This window comes from Haemophilus parainfluenzae (assembly GCF_003252755.1).
Taxonomy (GTDB): Bacteria; Pseudomonadota; Gammaproteobacteria; order Enterobacterales; family Pasteurellaceae; genus Haemophilus_D; species Haemophilus_D parainfluenzae_N.
Map to the genome: position 1 here is coordinate 320,104 of NZ_QEPT01000002.1, position 17,360 is coordinate 337,463.

General features: G+C 41.1%; 24 protein-coding genes. 12 read left to right on the top strand and 12 right to left on the bottom strand.

Translation table 11 applies throughout. The annotated features are described in order from the left end of the window. Window positions 1-2: 2 nt before the first annotated feature. The 12 genes from artQ to DPV95_RS04000 all read left to right on the top strand — a co-directional run bounded on the left by artQ (window position 3) and on the right by DPV95_RS04000 (window position 7,982). On the top strand, window positions 3-674 hold the full coding sequence (artQ, locus tag DPV95_RS03950; protein WP_005696554.1) for an arginine ABC transporter permease ArtQ: 672 nt from the start codon (window positions 3-5) through the stop codon (window positions 672-674). Further along, window positions 674-1,357: an arginine ABC transporter permease ArtM gene (gene artM, locus DPV95_RS03955; protein ID WP_049367825.1), complete on the top strand. Its 684-nt coding sequence runs from the start codon at window positions 674-676 to the stop codon at window positions 1,355-1,357. The genes artQ and artM overlap by 1 nt, the downstream gene beginning before the upstream one ends. Window positions 1,358-1,446: 89 nt before the next feature. Next, the gene (locus DPV95_RS03960) at window positions 1,447-2,403 is read left to right on the top strand and encodes a helix-turn-helix transcriptional regulator (protein ID WP_192830372.1); all 957 of its coding nucleotides are present in this window, start codon (window positions 1,447-1,449) and stop codon (window positions 2,401-2,403) included. Window positions 2,404-2,461: 58 nt separating this feature from the next. Next, window positions 2,462-3,352, top strand: coding sequence for a 5' nucleotidase, NT5C type (locus DPV95_RS03965; RefSeq protein WP_049367824.1), 891 nt, complete (start codon window positions 2,462-2,464; stop codon window positions 3,350-3,352). Between the two features lie 3 nt (window positions 3,353-3,355). Next, window positions 3,356-4,066, top strand: a complete 711-nt coding sequence (locus DPV95_RS03970) for an SIR2 family NAD-dependent protein deacylase (RefSeq protein WP_049367823.1) — start codon at window positions 3,356-3,358, stop codon at window positions 4,064-4,066. A gap of 75 nt (window positions 4,067-4,141) precedes the next feature. Next, complete coding sequence (locus DPV95_RS03975; protein ID WP_049367822.1) at window positions 4,142-4,636, top strand: opioid growth factor receptor-related protein; 495 nt, start codon at window positions 4,142-4,144, stop codon at window positions 4,634-4,636. Between the two features lie 14 nt (window positions 4,637-4,650). Continuing rightward, on the top strand, window positions 4,651-4,905 hold the full coding sequence (locus DPV95_RS10620; RefSeq protein ID WP_165818921.1) for a hypothetical protein: 255 nt from the start codon (window positions 4,651-4,653) through the stop codon (window positions 4,903-4,905). Beyond that, window positions 4,875-5,366 (top strand): hypothetical protein, encoded by a 492-nt coding sequence (locus DPV95_RS03980; protein WP_165818922.1) that lies wholly within the window; start codon window positions 4,875-4,877, stop codon window positions 5,364-5,366. Before DPV95_RS10620 ends, DPV95_RS03980 begins: the two co-directional genes overlap by 31 nt. A gap of 380 nt (window positions 5,367-5,746) precedes the next feature. Beyond that, on the top strand, window positions 5,747-5,947 hold the full coding sequence (locus DPV95_RS03985) for a DNA translocase FtsK (RefSeq protein ID WP_049364440.1): 201 nt from the start codon (window positions 5,747-5,749) through the stop codon (window positions 5,945-5,947). Next, the gene (locus DPV95_RS03990) at window positions 5,944-6,789 is read left to right on the top strand and encodes an SIR2 family NAD-dependent protein deacylase (RefSeq protein ID WP_049367820.1); all 846 of its coding nucleotides are present in this window, start codon (window positions 5,944-5,946) and stop codon (window positions 6,787-6,789) included. The genes DPV95_RS03985 and DPV95_RS03990 overlap by 4 nt, the downstream gene beginning before the upstream one ends. Further along, window positions 6,789-7,538, top strand: a complete 750-nt coding sequence (locus DPV95_RS03995; RefSeq protein ID WP_049367819.1) for a PP2C family protein-serine/threonine phosphatase — start codon at window positions 6,789-6,791, stop codon at window positions 7,536-7,538. The genes DPV95_RS03990 and DPV95_RS03995 overlap by 1 nt, the downstream gene beginning before the upstream one ends. Window positions 7,539-7,586: 48 nt before the next feature. Then, the gene (locus tag DPV95_RS04000) at window positions 7,587-7,982 is read left to right on the top strand and encodes a DUF262 domain-containing protein (RefSeq protein WP_243583151.1); all 396 of its coding nucleotides are present in this window, start codon (window positions 7,587-7,589) and stop codon (window positions 7,980-7,982) included. A gap of 284 nt (window positions 7,983-8,266) precedes the next feature. On the opposite strand, the gene DPV95_RS04005 is transcribed toward DPV95_RS04000, so the two are convergent. The 12 genes from DPV95_RS04005 to DPV95_RS04060 all read right to left on the bottom strand — a co-directional run bounded on the left by DPV95_RS04005 (window position 8,267) and on the right by DPV95_RS04060 (window position 17,360). Continuing rightward, on the bottom strand, window positions 8,267-9,118 hold the full coding sequence (locus tag DPV95_RS04005) for a hypothetical protein (protein ID WP_111406661.1): 852 nt from the start codon (window positions 9,116-9,118) through the stop codon (window positions 8,267-8,269). 61 nt (window positions 9,119-9,179) lie between these two features. Further along, window positions 9,180-9,299: a zinc finger domain-containing protein gene (locus DPV95_RS04010; protein WP_081281225.1), complete on the bottom strand. Its 120-nt coding sequence runs from the start codon at window positions 9,297-9,299 to the stop codon at window positions 9,180-9,182. Between the two features lie 131 nt (window positions 9,300-9,430). Further along, window positions 9,431-9,616, bottom strand: a complete 186-nt coding sequence (locus tag DPV95_RS04015; protein WP_111406662.1) for a hypothetical protein — start codon at window positions 9,614-9,616, stop codon at window positions 9,431-9,433. A 5-nt stretch (window positions 9,617-9,621) separates the two neighbouring features. Continuing rightward, the gene (locus DPV95_RS04020) at window positions 9,622-10,107 is read right to left on the bottom strand and encodes an enoyl-CoA hydratase (protein ID WP_111406663.1); all 486 of its coding nucleotides are present in this window, start codon (window positions 10,105-10,107) and stop codon (window positions 9,622-9,624) included. Further along, on the bottom strand, window positions 10,100-10,726 hold the full coding sequence (locus DPV95_RS04025; RefSeq protein ID WP_111406664.1) for a hypothetical protein: 627 nt from the start codon (window positions 10,724-10,726) through the stop codon (window positions 10,100-10,102). Before DPV95_RS04025 ends, DPV95_RS04020 begins: the two co-directional genes overlap by 8 nt. 13 nt (window positions 10,727-10,739) lie before the next feature. Continuing rightward, complete coding sequence (locus DPV95_RS04030) at window positions 10,740-12,125, bottom strand: phage tail protein (protein ID WP_111406665.1); 1,386 nt, start codon at window positions 12,123-12,125, stop codon at window positions 10,740-10,742. Window positions 12,126-12,137: 12 nt separating this feature from the next. Continuing rightward, a complete protein-coding gene (locus tag DPV95_RS04035; protein ID WP_111406666.1) occupies window positions 12,138-12,716 on the bottom strand; it encodes a YmfQ family protein in 579 nt (192 codons plus the stop codon). Then, entirely contained in the window at window positions 12,716-13,780 is a 1,065-nt protein-coding gene (locus DPV95_RS04040) for a baseplate J/gp47 family protein (RefSeq protein ID WP_111406667.1), read from the bottom strand. Before DPV95_RS04040 ends, DPV95_RS04035 begins: the two co-directional genes overlap by 1 nt. 14 nt (window positions 13,781-13,794) lie before the next feature. Further along, window positions 13,795-14,145 (bottom strand): phage GP46 family protein, encoded by a 351-nt coding sequence (locus tag DPV95_RS04045; protein ID WP_111406734.1) that lies wholly within the window; start codon window positions 14,143-14,145, stop codon window positions 13,795-13,797. 69 nt (window positions 14,146-14,214) lie between these two features. Beyond that, window positions 14,215-14,850, bottom strand: a complete 636-nt coding sequence (locus DPV95_RS04050; RefSeq protein ID WP_111406668.1) for a phage baseplate assembly protein V — start codon at window positions 14,848-14,850, stop codon at window positions 14,215-14,217. Between the two features lies 1 nt (window position 14,851). After that, window positions 14,852-15,985: a phage baseplate assembly protein gene (locus DPV95_RS04055; RefSeq protein ID WP_111406669.1), complete on the bottom strand. Its 1,134-nt coding sequence runs from the start codon at window positions 15,983-15,985 to the stop codon at window positions 14,852-14,854. Continuing rightward, window positions 15,969-17,360, bottom strand: coding sequence for a DNA circularization protein (locus DPV95_RS04060; protein WP_111406670.1), 1,392 nt, complete (start codon window positions 17,358-17,360; stop codon window positions 15,969-15,971). Before DPV95_RS04060 ends, DPV95_RS04055 begins: the two co-directional genes overlap by 17 nt.

The following is a 17,360-nucleotide window of genomic DNA, read 5'->3' on the forward strand; positions in this document are numbered from 1 at the left end:
CTATGTTTTATGATTATCTTACATTAATTGGACATGCAGCCCTAATGACCTTAGGGCTTGCTATTTGCTCGTTAATTGTCGGTTTATTGCTCAGTATTATTTTTACCGCCTTAGAAGCGAATAAATATGTCTTTATTGCGAAACCAGCTTCTGTTGTGATTGCTTTATTGCGTGGTTTACCGGAAATCTTGGTGGTTCTACTGATTTATTTTGGTTCAACCCAAGTCGTGGAAATGCTAACGGGCGAGTATATTGAATTCAGTGCCTTTGGTTGTGGTGTATTTGCATTGTCTTTGATTTTTGCCTCTTATGCCTCACAAACCTTACGTGGTGCGATTCAAGCTATTCCAAAAGGACAGTGGGAATCAGGTGCAGCGTTAGGATTAAGCCGTCCTTATACCTTCATCCATTTGATTATGCCACAAGTATGGCGACACGCTTTACCGGGCTTAAGCAATCAATGGCTCGTGTTATTAAAAGATACGGCATTGGTGTCATTAATTGGTGTTGATGATTTAATGCGTCAGGCTGGGTACATCAATACAAATACTCATGAACCTTTTACTTGGTATGGTATTGCTGCGTTGATTTATTTAGTGATTACGTTGATCAGCCAAGCGGGTATTCGCAAATTAGAATTACGTTTCACTCGATTTGAACGGGGAGTCGAATAATGTTTCAAGAGTATTTAGCAGTGATTGCTCAAGGCATTCCGACTAGCCTGTTGCTTACAGTCGTATCTTTGTTTATTGCCTTTTTCTTAGCATTGGGACTAACCTTCTTGCTTTCTATTGGCAATAAATTGGTGAAAAGTGCGGTCAATTTATTCCTTGTTTTATTTACAGGGACCCCGCTTTTAGTGCAGTTTTTCTTAATTTATGCGGGTCCAGGACAATTCCAATGGTTGGTGGACAGTCCATTATGGGGATTATTCTCCAACGCATGGTTCTGTGCAGCGTTAGCTTTAGCCTTAAATAGTGCCGCTTATTCAACCCAATTATTCCATGGGGCAGTAAAAGCGATCTCTAAAGGTCAATGGGAAAGCTGTGCAGCATTAGGGTTAAGTCGTCTGCAGACGTTAAAAATCCTAATTCCTTATGCATTAAAACGTGCTCTCCCTTCTTATACCAATGAAATTATTTTGGTATTTAAAGGTACAGCATTAGCTTCTACCATCACGATCATGGATATTATGGGATATGCCCGCCAACTTTACGGTACCGAATATGATGCACTCACTATCTACGGTATCGCAGGTGGAATTTATCTCATCATTACCGGCATTGCCACTTTATTACTTCGTCAGTTAGAAAATAAAGTGTTGTCATTCGAACGTATTGATACCGTAAAAGCATAAAGTGCGGTCAAAAATAGAAACTAATCGGGCAGTTTAAAAATTGCCCGATTTTTTATATGATTAAAGAAAATATTTTTATTTATGAGGCAATTATGTCCGAATCATCTTCCCTAAAATTTCACCTCGAACTATTACGTTTAATTCCGAAAAACTATTCCATTAGCTCATTAGAATTGCGAGAGAAATTGCTCGCATTAGGTATTGAGCGTGATTTACGTAGTATTCAGCGTGCACTAAATACGTTATGTGAGCAGTTTGAAATTGATTGCAATACTAATGATAAACCGTATAGCTATCGCTGGAAGCCTGATGCTAAAGGCTTGGATATGCCTATTTTAAATGAACAACAATCGTTAGTGTTGATGCTAGCAAAACAATATTTAACCGGTATTTTGCCAACCAATATTATGCAATCGATGGACGGTTTTTTTAAACAGGCTGAATATAATTTGGCTTATGGCAAAAATCAGAAAAAGGAAGCCTCTGAGTGGTTGAATAAAGCCGGGATTGCTCCAACTAGCCAGCCATTATTACCAGCAAAGATTGATCCTGAAGTATTCAATAAAGTAAGTATTGCTCTTTATCATAATAAATACATTAACATGAGCTATCGTAAGAATGATGGAAATATACGTGATGCTCAAGTTAAACCCCTTGCATTAGTGCAGCAAGGTCCAAGTACTTATTTGGTGGTTCAATATGAGAGTGGAGCGATTAGACATCTTGCATTACATCGATTTATTTCAGTTGATGTCAGTACGATGCAATTTGAACGCCCGAAATTTAGCCTAAAATCGCATATAGAAAGCCAAAACTTTGGTTTTAGTTCTGGTAAGAAAATACGCTTAACTTTCCGCATTGATAAACAAACGGGCGGATTTTTAACAGAAACACCATTATCAACTGATCAAACGGTAAAAGATTGTGGCACAGAATATGAAATTTCCGCTACCGTGATTGAGAGCGCTATGCTGGAATGGTGGATTGCCCATTTTGGTGAAGATTACCAAGAAATTGACCGCACTTATTTAGACGAAAATGCCTAACGACATAAATTGTCGCTTCATCTTTTATCATTAAGCCATCAACAGAGAGGGCATTAAAATGAAGAAAATTGTTTATATTGATATGGATAATGTGATGGTTGATTTCCCGTCTGGAATTGCAAAATTAGATGAGAAAACCAAGCAAGAGTATGAAGGTCGATATGATGAAGTTGAGGGCATTTTTAGCTTAATGGAGCCGATGCCAAACGCAATTTCTGCCGTTCATAAATTGATGAAGAAATATCATATTTACGCACTTTCTACCGCTCCTTGGCATAATCCATCCGCTTGGAGCGATAAAGTTAAGTGGATTCAGCATTATTTCGGTGAAGAAAAAGGCTCGGCATTATACAAGCGGTTAATTTTATCTCACCATAAAAACCTGAACCAAGGCGATTATTTAATTGATGATCGCACTAAAAATGGAGCAGATAAATTCGAAGGCAAACACTTACATTTTTGTACTGAACAATTTGCTAACTGGAACTGTGTACTATCTTACTTAGATTGCGGGCCTTTTACACCAAGTGATATTTTGCAAGATTGCTTGAAAAAGCCGACCGCACTTGTGCAAGTTGAAAATGAGGAGCAAAGTCGAATCATTGGTGCTTTTGCAGATCGCTATAAATGGCAAGTGTTTAATTTGTCATGTGTTTATACGGATGAAACAGCAACCGAACAGAAAACGGTCTATTTAATTATCAGCCCTTATCTCAGTGATGAATTTAAAATGCGTATTGAAGCAATGTGTGCTCATATTCAAGCCGAATATGATGTGTTATTACGCTCAAAATCACAGCTAAAACAATATTTCCAACGCCTTTCAGAGAAGCCATTCTTGCATATTGAAAGCTATACTTATCAACCCCTTTATAAAGCAGGGAATATTTTAGGTATGATGGGAAGAGATAGACAGGTTGATGAAATTTTAGAACAAAAAGGAGCCTGAAAAATGACAGAAAAAAATAAACCAATTTGCGTGGTATTAACGGGCGCTGGAATTAGTGCCGAAAGTGGTATTCCTACTTTTAGAGCGGAAGATGGCTTGTGGGCTGGGCATAAAGTAGAAGAAGTTTGCACGCCCGAAGCCTTAAAGAAAAACCGTGCAAAAGTATTGGCGTTTTATAATGAACGACGTCGTAATGCTCAAGCGGCAGAGCCTAATGCAGCACACTTGGCGTTGGTTGAATTGGAAGCGTTTTATGAAGTTCATATAATCACTCAAAATGTAGATGATTTACATGAGCGAGCGGGAAGTACTAACGTACTCCATTTACATGGAGAATTGAATAAAGCTCGCAGCAGTTTTAATACCGATTACATTGTTCCATGTTTGGGTGATCAACTGTTAGAGGATAAGGATAATCACGGTCATCCAATGCGTCCACATATAGTCTTTTTTGGGGAAAATGTACCTATGTTTCCTAAAGCAGAAAAGTTAGTGAAAAAGGCAGATATTGTGATTGTTATTGGCACTTCATTACAAGTTTATCCAGCTAATGGATTGGTAAATCTCGCTCCATATGGTTCACTTATCTATTTGATCGATCCAAATCCCAATACAGGATTTGTTCGTAAGCAAGTGATTGCCATAAAAGAAAAAGCAGGCGAGGGGGTACCTAAGGTTGTGGCAGAGTTATTAGAGAACATCAAAAACTCATAGAAAAATGACCGCACTTTTTTACATAAATAGCGACTTCGGTCGCTATTTCATTGCTAATGAATTAATGAGAAACGTATGCATCCAGTAATTGAATTTTATTTAGAACAAAGAAAAAGCCAACATAATTTATCTTTGCAAGATATGTGGGCAATGCCAAAAAGAATGGTTGGTGATGCTTATTTATATATTCCTTGGCTTTTACCCGTTACTGAAAGTTCCAAATGGAATCGTTCAGTGCCAGTTTTTAATGAGAAAGACCGAATATTTTTTATTGAAAATGAAGCTATTCAAAAGAAATTTTTACATTCTATTGATTTTATTCTGGATTACTTCTGTTTATACCGTGAGTGTAATAAAATTTACCCTAAACCTGAATTAACTGAACGTAAAGTTTGGCTACGAAATATTGGGCATGAAAGTAAGAAGATTTCCCGCATCATTCGTAGTTTAAATTATTGCGGTCATCCTGAGTTGGCTAAAAGTTTACAGCAACTGGCAATAAAATTAGGTCAAGAAAAAGGTATAATTCAAGAAGAAACCATAGGGATTTGGACAAATCTACTTAAATAATGAGGATAAGAATAATGGTAACAGAAGAATTTAAAAAAATAGCGGTGTCTTTCGCAGGAGGCGATGGTGGAAATCCTAAATCAGAAGTATGGTTTTGTGGATTAGAATGGGGAATAGGTGATGAAAGCTCGCCAGATGATTTTTATGAGAAATTTAGTTTAAGTCCTAAATTAATACCGCATTCTTGGGTAGAGGATGATTTTGATGGTAGTTGGACTACTCAATATAATAGAAAAATATGTTGGTTTTGTGGTACTACTACAATTTAGATTGGAAAAATGGAGAAAGTGCGGAGCATTTTGTTAAAAAATACGATGTGCTTTATCCACAAGGTATTGGTTTCAAATTAAATATGCTACCAATCAATTTTAAAAATAGATCATCAATTAAATGGAATGATCAATTCATTAAGATGACAGGATTTGAAACATTCAATGAATATAGAGAGTGGTGCGTTGAAAATCGTGGTGCTTTTTATCGTCAACTTATAGATGAATGTCATCCTAAAGTTATTATTTGTACGGGAGTCACTGAAAAAGATAACTTCTTTAAGTTTTTTACTGGAGAAGCCGTATATGAAACTAAAGCGTTGAAAGAATTTAATATCTTCTATCGCAAGTACAATGATACTTTAATTTGTGTTTGCCCATTTTTTGGTGGCCCAAGTGGCATCAATTCTTACGACAAAATGGAAGCATTAGTAGAGTCAGTAAAAGAATTATGTAAATAATTTTTTATTAAGTTTAACGTTGATAGATAAATAGCGACTTCGGTCGCTATTTATCTTTCTCTTGCTTTAGCATATACATAATGAGATCCTTAGATAAACTACTAATCTCTAAAAAGGGTCATCTACATTATAATGTTTAACCCTGTCTTTTCATCCTTTCATTAAACTATCCGGAATTTCCGGATAATTGATTCTTTTAAGCTCTTTATTATCAAATCTATTCTAGATTTGTGAAGATTTTCTAAAAATAACCGCTTGTAATATTCGCAGCGACACGAACTGTCGCTTCCTTCCATATAATTTTTTCCATAAAAGAGAGATTTTTTACTTTTTACAAGGCTCTTAAGCCCTTTCTATATAAACAACACAGGAGCAAACTTATGGCAATGAAAGTGACTTTTAAACGCGATCCGCTTTTTGAGGATGTAAAAAAATTCGTGCAACAAGAAAAATTTACATCTGGTTCACGGATTCAACGCAAATTTAGTTTAGGCTTTAATCGAGCTGCGAGAATTGTAGAACAACTAGAAGAAGCTGGAATTATTTCACCAATGAAAAATGGACAGAGAAAAGTATTATGAAAAATGACTTAAATTATGCAGTGGAACTTATCCGCAAAGCGGATGGTATTTTAATTACTGCAGGAGCGGGAATGAGTGTAGATTCAGGGTTACCAGATTTCCGAAGCGTTGGCGGATTTTGGAATGCCTACCCAATGTTTAAAGGGCAAAATATCAATTTCCAGGATATTGCGACACCATTGGCTTATGAAACCCATCAAGAGTTAGCTTATTGGTTTTATGGGCATCGCTTATCGCAATATCGCGCAACAATCCCGCATGAGGGCTACCAAATTTTAAAACGTTGGGCAGAAAGCAAACTGCATGGTTATTTTGTTTTTACAAGCAATGTGGATGGGCATTTTCAGAAAGCGGGGTTTGAAGAAGGGCGCATTTATGAAGTTCATGGCACATTAGAGCGTTTGCAGTGTGCGCATAATTGCCGCGATTTAAGTTGGTCAGCAAAAGAATTTCAACCAGTGGTGGATAACGAAAACTTACGCTTATTGAGTGAGCCGCCTCGTTGCCCTTATTGTCAGCGTTTAGCAAGACAAAATGTGCTTATGTTTGACGATTATTTTTACAGCAGTAATTATCAAAATTTAAAACGAAATAAGCTCGATTTATGGTTAAAAGAAGTGCAAAATCTCGTCGTCATCGAACTTGGTGCGGGGAAAGCCATTCCAACTGTGCGTCGATTTTCTGAACGTACGGCGAAAGCAAAAAAGGGTGGATTTATCCGTATTAACCCACAAGATGCAGGCGTGCCGAAAATGCACTTTTTAAGTCTCGAAATGAAAGCGTTAGATGCGCTAAAAGCGATTGATCGCCTTCTAAATCTTTCTCAACAAGCGGTTGAATAATGGAAAATTTTTGCGAAATAACCTTTTGCCAACAAATTGGCAGCAACAAGCGACACAACCAAGATGCTCTTTTTAATGGCGAGGCGGTGTTTCAATATAAACTCAAAACGGCTGAAAAACGTCTTGAAAACCGACCGCACTTTATTGTGGGCGTGGCAGATGGTATTTCCAATAGCAACCGACCTGAAAAAGCGAGCAAGTTGGCAATGCAATTATTAAGCCAAATGGAAAGCATAAGCCGTCAAACGATCTACGATTTACAATCCAGTTTATCAGCAGAATTAGCGGAGGATTATTTTGGCTCAGCAACCACTTTTGTGGCAGCAGAGATTGATCAAATAACCCGTAAAGCCAAAATTCTCAGTGTAGGGGATAGCCGTGCTTATTTGATTGATGCCCAAGGAAACTGGCAAAAAATTACGCAAGATCATTCTATTCTTTCTGAATTATTGGCTGATTTCTCCGATAAAAAAGAAGAAGACTTTGCCACGATTTATGGCGGCGTTTCTTCTTGTTTAGTCGCGGATTATTCCGAATTTCAAAATAAAATTTTTTATCAAGAAATTGAAATTCAACAAGGGGAAAGTTTATTACTGTGTTCTGACGGATTAACAGATAGTCTTTCAGCAGAAATGAGAGAAAAGATTTGGAAACAATATGATAATGATAAATCTCGATTGACGGTGTGTCGTAAATTAATTGCGAAACAAGGATTTTATGATGATTTATCTGTGGTTATTCTTAAATGAAACTTTTATAATTCACTTTGTGATTTAACATTCTAATAAGGAAAAATTATGTCTTACCAAGGAATCTCCATTCGTGAAGTTTTAGATAAAATTAATGCCAATACAAACGGTTGGTATTTGCCAGAAGTGCAACGCCAGTATGTTTGGGGAAATCGCAATAATTCTGAAGATTATGTGTGCTTATTATTAGATTCTTTATTGCAAGGTTATCCTATCGGTGGGATTGTTGTATGGGAAAATTCAGCTAAAGTACCTTTCCGACTATTCTTAACTGATTACGCATCAAATAAATTCAATAAGTCAGTTGAAGAAGGTAGATGGGGGCAAAGTAAATCGTTAGTTTATGATGGGCAGCAACGATTACAAACTTTATATTCTGTACTGAAATATACATTTAATGATCGGGTTTTACATTATTGTAAGCGCGCAAATTTATTTGCATAAACCAGTATTTTTATTTGCATAGATTTATTTTTTTCACCTATGCAAATAAAGATGCAATTATATAAGATAACGCTACGTCAAATCTAAAAATAAAGACCTGCTATTAACCGCTAATTTTTACGTACAATCACTGTACCTTAAAAACAAAAACGGCAACATCAAAATGCCACCGTTTTGTCTGCCTGTCAGCAATGAGTCGTGCAATTTAACGACTATTTTTAAAAGCCCCTTAAACTATGTTTAAAGGGCTTTGAATTATCTCTCCGACATTAATGTCGGCGACATCAGAATTTGTACACCATATTGTCCTCATACTCGCCTTGGTAGTTAAGAGCCGCCTTAATTGCTACCCGCTGCGCGCCATCGAACGCCTGCCAGTTATCCACCTTATCTTGTTGCATGTACTCAATAAACCGCACAAACTCGCTCTTAGTGGACGAGAAGAAGATATACGGCGGGCGGGTGATGTTGACTAATCGTAAGAAGTCGATTAAATCAAAGTAGTGCGCTTGCTTGTAGCTCTCTTGTTTAGTGCAAAGATAGGGCGGGTCAAGTACAAATACCGCCTGTGGGTCGGCACTAAAGCGTGAGAGCAACGTGTGAAACGACTCGGACACCACCTCAACGCCGTCCAAATAACCGTCTGCAGATGGGTAGTCTGACTGGCGTAAACAATGCCAAAAGTCCTTGGCACATAACTCCTCAAACGTGCCGACCTGTTGCCCAGAAAACAACAGCCAGCTAGTTAGCGTGGCAAGGTCAACATAGCCGTCAAACGCTTTAATGGTGTCAATAATCTGCGCCTTGAGCGCTTTATTGGTGATGCGCTTTTGACGTGGGATATCCACTAACAACGCCGCAATTTGCGCCCGCAAGCGGTTAATGTCGTCGATATGCTTAATGCGCTCGGCGTAACCGTCGAAGTCGTTGTAAATCACGCGGGCGCGCGGTTTGAGTTGTTTTGCAGTATGACTAAGCAAGCCTGAGCCACCGAACGTATCAACAATCGTCCAGCCCTCACCATCACCCGGAATCTGCTCGTTTAAAATCGCTTTAAAGTGATTTAAAAAGTTGCGCTTTTGACCGACAAACGGTAATGGGGCTTGCTTAAAGTTTCTTTTAGCTTGATTTGCCATAGTTTTTTCCTCCTTATCTATGGCGTTCCGGTGTTCTTGACACTCCGACACTCAAATCAAGTTAATTAATATGGTTAATGGTTTTACAGCGACTACATTTGATTTCTAAATGTTTCACTGTGCCGACTTTTGCCAATAATTTGTTGCAACATTGGCAACGGATCTCTTTTAAATTCTGCATATACTTTCCCATTTTTAGCGGTTTTGTTAAAATACCGCCTGCCTCGCGAGGTAGGCGGCATATAGCTATATGCAGGCTCATTCTGCTTAGCTGGCATTATCCGTGTTCCCGCACAGATAGTGTCGCCGTCTTTATTCCTGAACTACATCTAAATCACTTGTACAATCTGCATAAAACGTACCATCCGCATTATGCCAATGAGTTGGTGGTAACTCATCACCGTTATGCTCAACGATTAATAATTTGCCAAATGGGCTCTCATAGACGATAGTGCCAGCATTGCCGTTACGTAATTTTATTGTGTCACCGATTTTCATGTTATTTATCCTCTTTTAAAAATCACTGCCAAATCATTCGGACTAAATCGCCATCCGTCTTGGTTACCTTGATTTAATGCGTTATAGCACCATTCAGAACAAAAATATTTCGACCGTTTTTGTTTGATACCAAGTACTATACCGATAGCACCACACCAGTCGTATTTCATGCCTTTTGTCCAGTCGAAATAATTCACAATTTGATTTGGATCTACGTTGCGTAGTTCGATTAAATCCCACTTGCCGTCCATAACGTCAATTTCTTTGCGACGAACACCACCATCTTGCACAGATGATGAAAAACACTGGTATATTGTCTCGTATTCGTAGTGATGACCAGTAGTGAAGTTAATCTGTGCAATAACCAGCTCGCAATGGGAGTATTTACCTTTTGTTAGAAAGCGCGTTACTGCATCTGCGATCGCTTTAAGCGGTTCTTTAAGGAAAGAGCGTTTGTGTTTGTAAAGTGCTAAATAAACCTTATCAGCCATTGTTATACGCCTCCATTAAGTGATCCATTTGTTTGATGATGTCATCATAGATTGACTGCATTTGCTCAAGTTTGAGATTAGGTGCTTTGAGCTCATACTTGCGCATGCGCTGGTTAGCCAGCTCAACCAGTAGTTTCTCCAGCCCAGCAGCTTGCATTAAGATAAGATTTGTCGCAGCCTTATTATCCAACCCAGCACGTAGAGCAAAATCGGTGATATAACGACTACAGTCCCCTTCATAATTTGCGGATTTGTAGGCTTCAGCTGCTGCTTGACGTTCACGGTATTCGCTTTCAAACCGTGTCCAAGTGCTATAAATTGCTGCCGCGTGGCTGTCAATTTGCTCGATTAGGCGGTTGCGCTTTTCTGTTAAAAGTGCGGTTTGTTTTTCGCCTGAAATTTCCCACGTCAGCGTATCAAGATTTAATTCATGTGCGTCACTTGGTTGTGGGTCAACTAAAACTGGATTACCTTGCTTATTGGCAATAATTTGCTTACCGGCGGCTTGTCCATCTAATAAAGTGCGGTAGGTTTCTTCGCTAATTCCCGTCGCGCCTTGAGGAATTTCGTGTAAACCCTCTATATAGAATCCATTTGTGGTTTTGTCGTAAAAATACATTTTTTAAACCTCATTAATATCCAATAGCAAACCAATCCGCCGATGAATCAATAGGCAAAGTGGAATTAATTTTGAATGTGAATTTTGAATTAGTTACATTAAGCGCTGCCAAGTGTGTGGCATGTGCTGCAACGGTACGCATTTGATTTTCGGTCAACTGAATATTTAAAACCTTATTCGGGAATGCGATTGGGAAAACAATATCGGTGCTATTTTCATCATGAATTACTGGTGTCTTCCCCCATTGTAAAATTAGCCCATTAGGCAATTTAACCCATCCTGTCTGTCCCCATTGAGAGCGATAATCACTGAGCTGTACGGCAGTATTTAAAGACTTACCACTCGATGTTCTAATATCACCGGCAGAATAAAAGTCGCCATTATGTTCGAAGCCCCAATTTTTACTTGTACCGTTATCTTCAATGAGATTAATAATTCCTCGCCCAAAGCCATCACCTGCACCTTGTTTAGTTGTGTAACCAAAAGAAAACCCTGCGCCATAACGTCCTTTTGACCGCACCAACCCTTTGACAAATGGATGATATGTATCACGGTTTTGCGACCCTTCGGCGTTAACTAAAAACGGGGCACCGCTTGTATATTGATGAGCATAGTCGCCATACCCATAATGTTTGGACGAAATGCCCACGGAATACAAAATACCAGTCATAGAATCACCGCTTTTAAGAACTACATCATCAATATAAGCGATTGTGCCATTTTTTTTGGGAAAACCTACGGAGGCTATGTTGGCGCCTTGTGGTGTTCGATAAACAAATGTCAATAAGTTATTGGCATTGTGAGGATTACCCTCAAGTCGAGTATAATAGCCATCATTGTTGTATACATTAAGGCCACTATAATTGCCTTGTTTAAGAGACAAATTGCCTGTCATCGTATCGCCCGATTTGGCTACGCGGTCGTTAGCGTTATCATTCGCCATTTTAACAGCCGCACTTGTTGCCACTGTGTCTGAGCTATTACTGTTAACGGCTGATGATTTTTTGCTGTTGGGGATGTAATTTGTCAAACTACGTACAACCGAATCAATAAAGCCTTTCAGGATTTTAATGACCTTAGGTGTAGCAGCCATTTCTTCTGATTCCGAATCATAGCCGGAATAAAGTTGCACCTCGCCTTTTTGCGTTGTGCTGGCGGACTTTCTGTTATCATCAATGATTTTCACAATCGCTTGATATAACTGCGTTTGTGTTTCTGCCTTCGGGGTAAATCCCGCTTTTTGTAACACATAATGCGCTTCCGCTTGCACGTCTCGCACACGGTTTTGAACGTCGTTAAGCCACGTGTCTGTCACGCGTGTGCCTTGCTCACCTGTTGCGGGATTACCGGCATGAAAGCGCTTGTCAGCGGAATTAATTTCGGGTAGTAACGTTTTCATTTTTTTTGGTCTCTATTGATATGCAAAGTAACAGTATGTATGAGCGGGTTTTAAGTCTCTGAAGAACTCTTCAATTATCGGATCACCAAATTCGACTAGGTGATCACCGGCAAACGAACTTCCAGCGCGGAAATACACAATATTGTCGTCACCGTTTAACACTGTCACCCGCCACATATAAATCAAGCTCTCGCGGGGCTCATTGCGAAATTGCACCAGGTCACCAGGATTAGGCAGGTCCTTTTGTAAAGGCGAAAACTCTTTGATTTGAATCTGATAACCGATACTTTCTGCAATGCGCGTAAAGTATGGAATAGACAATCCACCTACGGCATTAAGCTGCACGATGACGCGTTTAACCCGTTCTTGATAAGATTTCGTTAAATCCGTTTTAATCCCGCAAATACGCTCCCAATCGGATAACATTTGGTTTGAGGTGGCTGGCTCAATTGCGGCCAATACCTCTTCTGCACTTTGTTGTAAGCGGTCAAATGCACTGCCGTCCACTTCACATTGTGCGATAAAGTGTTTACCATTGATGTTGTAACTCACGGGCGGATAAAGCTGTTTCAATACATTAGCGTGCTGCATTAAGCCATCTCCGTCACGGTGATTTCGCCCAAGCGGAACCATTCAATTTTGTTAATCACATCAGCTTTGCGGTTGGCATTCGGGGCAATAAAACGGCGGTCAACCACGCCAATTAAATCGCTTACAACAGCTTCGCACTGCGACACAATCAAATCATCGCCCGGAATCAAACCGTTAAAATAATCAGTCAGGGCATTGCTAATCGCGATTTTGATGTCATTTAATGCCACACCGCTGATTTTCACCTGAATATTAAAATTGATTTTCGTCACGTCAGGTTTAACGACTTTGCTTTCTTTTGCGGTTACCGGGCGCTCTTGGTCGATATATTCTTGGGCGCGACGTACCGTGTCATCACTTGGCACGCCATTATCGGCCGTAATCGCAATATCTACTGTGCCAAGCCCACGGCGTAGCGGGTAAACATACGCTTGTTCAACGCCATCCACCTCTAACGCCCAGTCTTTGTAATCGTATTTATTGCCACCTGCTGCGGGTCGGCGGATTTTATTAAGCAAACGCTCCAACAATGAGCTATCGCTTTCGGCATTGGTCGCCCCCACCACGTCATTTAATACAACATCCGTGCTCACGCCAACAGGCGCTGCCATAAACGATCCTTTTGTAGCCGTTTTAATATTTTGCGCTGCCCCCGTAGCAAGGGAGCGCACCGCAACAATCACCGAACCACTAGCGGGAATTACCGCACTTTCGGTTGTCTCATAAAAACGTCCATCTTCGGTTTTGATTTGTAGCCCTACGGCAATCACTGCATCAGGATTACCACTAACAGTAGCGCCTTTACCTGCTGCATAAGTGGCGTTTCGTCGGCGCAAACCGCGTAACCCTGCGTGTTTTTCTAAAAATTCAGTGTCAGCTGTGTCGGGGAAAAACTGTTTAATTAGCCATTTTTGATGGGCGTAAATCCCTTCAGCGCATGCGGCCAAACTACTGGCACGGGCATAAGCGTCACTGTCTTCGGACGTGTCGGCATTGGGATAATACGTTTGATAATCGCGCAACAGACTGGCGCGGATTTCTTCAAGGTTTGGCACAATAAACACGATTTAAACACCTTTTAAATGACGTTTACGGGGTGTTTAAACGTGTATTGTTCGCCCCGGCTGTCGGTCACAGATATTGAAAGAAGCACTTTGCCGTTGTGCGGTTGTTCATGCGTTACAATGATTTCACGTGCGCGACCGTCATCAATTAACGGCTGTAACGCCTCTTCGGCATATTGTTGCGCCAACATGCCAACACGGCTTAAGTCTTTTTCCCGTTGAATAGTATGGAGCAGAGAACCTACACGCCCATTTGCCCACCACGAGCCTAAAGGTGTAGTCAGTCTGACATACACAGCATTTTGCAGTGTACTGATATGCGAATTTGTATAGTCCCCGGTAAGCGGGCTGATTTCTCTGTCCATGCTGACAGAGTAAAAGAAAGGAGGAAGAAAAAGGCGGGGAGAGAGTTCCACACCGCCTTTCATTTGGGATTATTGAGGTTTCCCGGTTACGCCACCGCTATCACCGCGGTGAGTGTGATTAATAAGGGATTTACCATTAGCAGTCACGTCGCCATCAGTAGTAAAGCTACCTTTTGTTTGCGTTACGTTACCGGTAAATGACGCGCCAGAACCGCCTTGAACGGCCATGCCGCCATTTCCGTTGATTTGCCCTTGTGCAGTAAACACATGGTCTGTCTCTACAACTGGGCTACTAATTTCAACTTTTGTGGTAGCGGTTATTTTTAATATATCACAATCAATTTCGATTAATCGACCTTGTTTTAAAATAATCGTGCTTCCGCTTTCATCATAAACGGCAGTTTCGCCCGATTTCAAATTTTTAACCCGAAAAGATCCATTTTCGGTAGCGATAACGATAGAATGTGTCGTTTCCCCACCCATGGGCAATACTACCACTTGCGTACCAGCAGGCGGCACAGACGTTAAGCCAAATTGTTGCATCAATTCCACGTCTTGTAAGGTTTCGTCCGCTAATCCGGACACCTGTACTTTTTGGATATTGTCCGCGCTTTTGACTAAATTCAACTTTCCGCGAAAGGCTTGGCGTACTGCACCCAAGGCGCTTTCTGTGTGTTGTCTTATTGCTTGTCCCAATCGTCTCATACTAATCCCCATCCAATACAATCAAATCGCCTTTCTTTTTCTTGCCTTTTTTACCTTTTCGCTTGCGTGCTTCTTTCGATTTGTTCGCATAAGCGTCAGGCGTCCACACACCATCTTGTTTTAAGCGCAGTTCTGTGGTTGTGCCGCCTTGTCGGCTCAAGGCAAAACGACGGCCCATCAAAAAGAAAATCGCGTCAATGTCGTATTCCTCACAAATCACATGCACACGTTGCCCTGGCGTCCATAACACACCGTCCTGCGTTTTATGGTCAGGCACGGTAATCATCAGAGTAAAACTGTTTAAAATACTGTCCGCAATGTACTTTTTCGCCCATTTTTTCATGGCTTCCAAATTTTCCACGTCGGATACAATCACAGTTTTCGGCTTGTAGGTCTCAACAGCATCATCTTTAAACACCCATTTCAGGTCGTTCTTGTTGTCATCACCTGTGCGCCCGTGCCGTTGTGCAAGAAACGTAATTTCCGAAAAACTTTGCGACACATCCGTGGTTAGGCTTGCCTGCGTGAAATTGTTGCGCTTGCCGTCTTTCATGCAACATAACGTCGCCACCGGCGGTGTGCTGTAATCCGCACCGCCCACAATCAACGTGCCGGCAGGGTCAAACCATGCGTGCAACCCCGCCGAATTGGCGCAACGGATAAGCGCATTCCAGGCGGTTTCGCCTATGTCGATGTCAACTTTATCTAACGTCGGGTTAGATTCCGCTCGCAATTCGACTTTTTTAATGCCTAGCGGCTCTACAATTTTTTTAATCGCATCTAACACCGTCAAGCCTTTCACGTTGGTAATCGGCGCGGAGCAGTCCACCAAAATAGAGGCTTTATCGCGCCCGTTCAGGCTAAAAGTGCGGTCGTTTTTGGAAATGGAATGCTGTGTGGTGTCAACAATGCCGGTTAGCACCAATTCGCCGTTAATCAGTACTTTTGCCGTTTTGCCGGAATAATCCGCCAGCACGGTATTGTCTGACGGCACACCAATGCTGAAATTGAACGCGTCCGCAGGAATCAAGAAATCGCTGTCAATATCGTAGCTTTTCCAGTTTTTGTGCTGTTTGCCGTCAATCTCAACGACAATCTCATTATTAAACAGGTAGCCGTTATTTTGCGTAGCCATTAAGTACCTCACCTCGTGCAATAAAATTCGGGTAACGAATGTGCGGATTCAGGCGCAACAGCTCACCTGCGCGGGTGTAGTCACCATAAAACGCATGCGCGACTTGCTGAATCGTGCTATCAAATTCCACGGTGCGAATAATTAAAGGTGGCTTGCGGTTAATCGCTGCCAACGCAAGCTGGGTCAATTTGTGGCTTTGTTGGCGCAGTTTTTCCGCTGTGTTGTAAGCCTGTGTATAAAGCCCCGTGTTCGGTGTTTGCAGTTGTCTTGCGCCTGTTTGTTTTTTCACACTTAATGACATCAAACCAAAATCATCTTTGACGTAATGTAATGTCATCGCGTTTTGCTCCGCTTGCACTAACGCACGCAAGGTGTTAAGCGTTGCTAATGCTTGTAAACGAGATTCCGTCACAATGTAATCAATTTCAGACGGAATCAACGAATCGTCCTCAATAAACTGCGTAGCGATTTTCAACACAGTCGCCGTCGCCAACAACTGCACGGCGCAGAAGATTTCCTTGGTGTCCTGAGCAGTTAAAGATGAGGTTAATGATTTCAATTTGTTAGACTTGCTGTTTTTACCATTGCTTAAATTTGGTGCGATCTCAAGCAGACTTTTCACGGCGCGGGTAACCTCATCAAATCTTGCACGCACGGTTAAGTCGTCACGGTTGGCAATAGCCGTTAAGCCGTCGCGAATCATGCTCGCCATGTCGCGCACAGCCTTGCCACCTTGTTGTTTAAACGCCTCTTTTGAAGTCGGTGTATTAGCAGAAATCACGTGCTTTTTTTTGTCCATGTCAAACATATCGCGCACCTGCTCAAAACAGCCGTAAAGCGCGCCAAACGAGCCTAATAAGCGTGATTTGACATTAGCGACAAAAGAGATCCCCTCCATAAAGGTGCCATATAGCTCCAATACATCATCTACCAAGTCTTCGAGCTTGGTTAATAGCTCATCAATCAGCCCAAAAACAGAAAAATTAAACAGAAAGATCGGTTTTGCTGGTGTAGCCTCTTGAAAGCTAAGACTAACTGTCACATAGTCCACAAAATCCGCTTCGTGGTGAAAATAAGCCGAGGTGCAAAGCATATTTTGCAAGCGACCACGAATCGGATGCACTAATACCGCCGCACCTTGTTTTTCCAGGGCGGATAAAAAGCGTTTAAAATCGGTGTAATACCCCTCACCATAAAACACCGCTTGCAGTTGGATGGTGAGCGGATTTAAACCTAAATCCTCAATATCGCCCCCGTTTACGAATGGATACGCATGCGTAATGGTGGCGCGCTCTAAGTTATCATCCACACTTACCACATCAAACCGCACGCCACGATAAGACGCCTGCTGGATTGGCATTGTCCAACCTTTCAT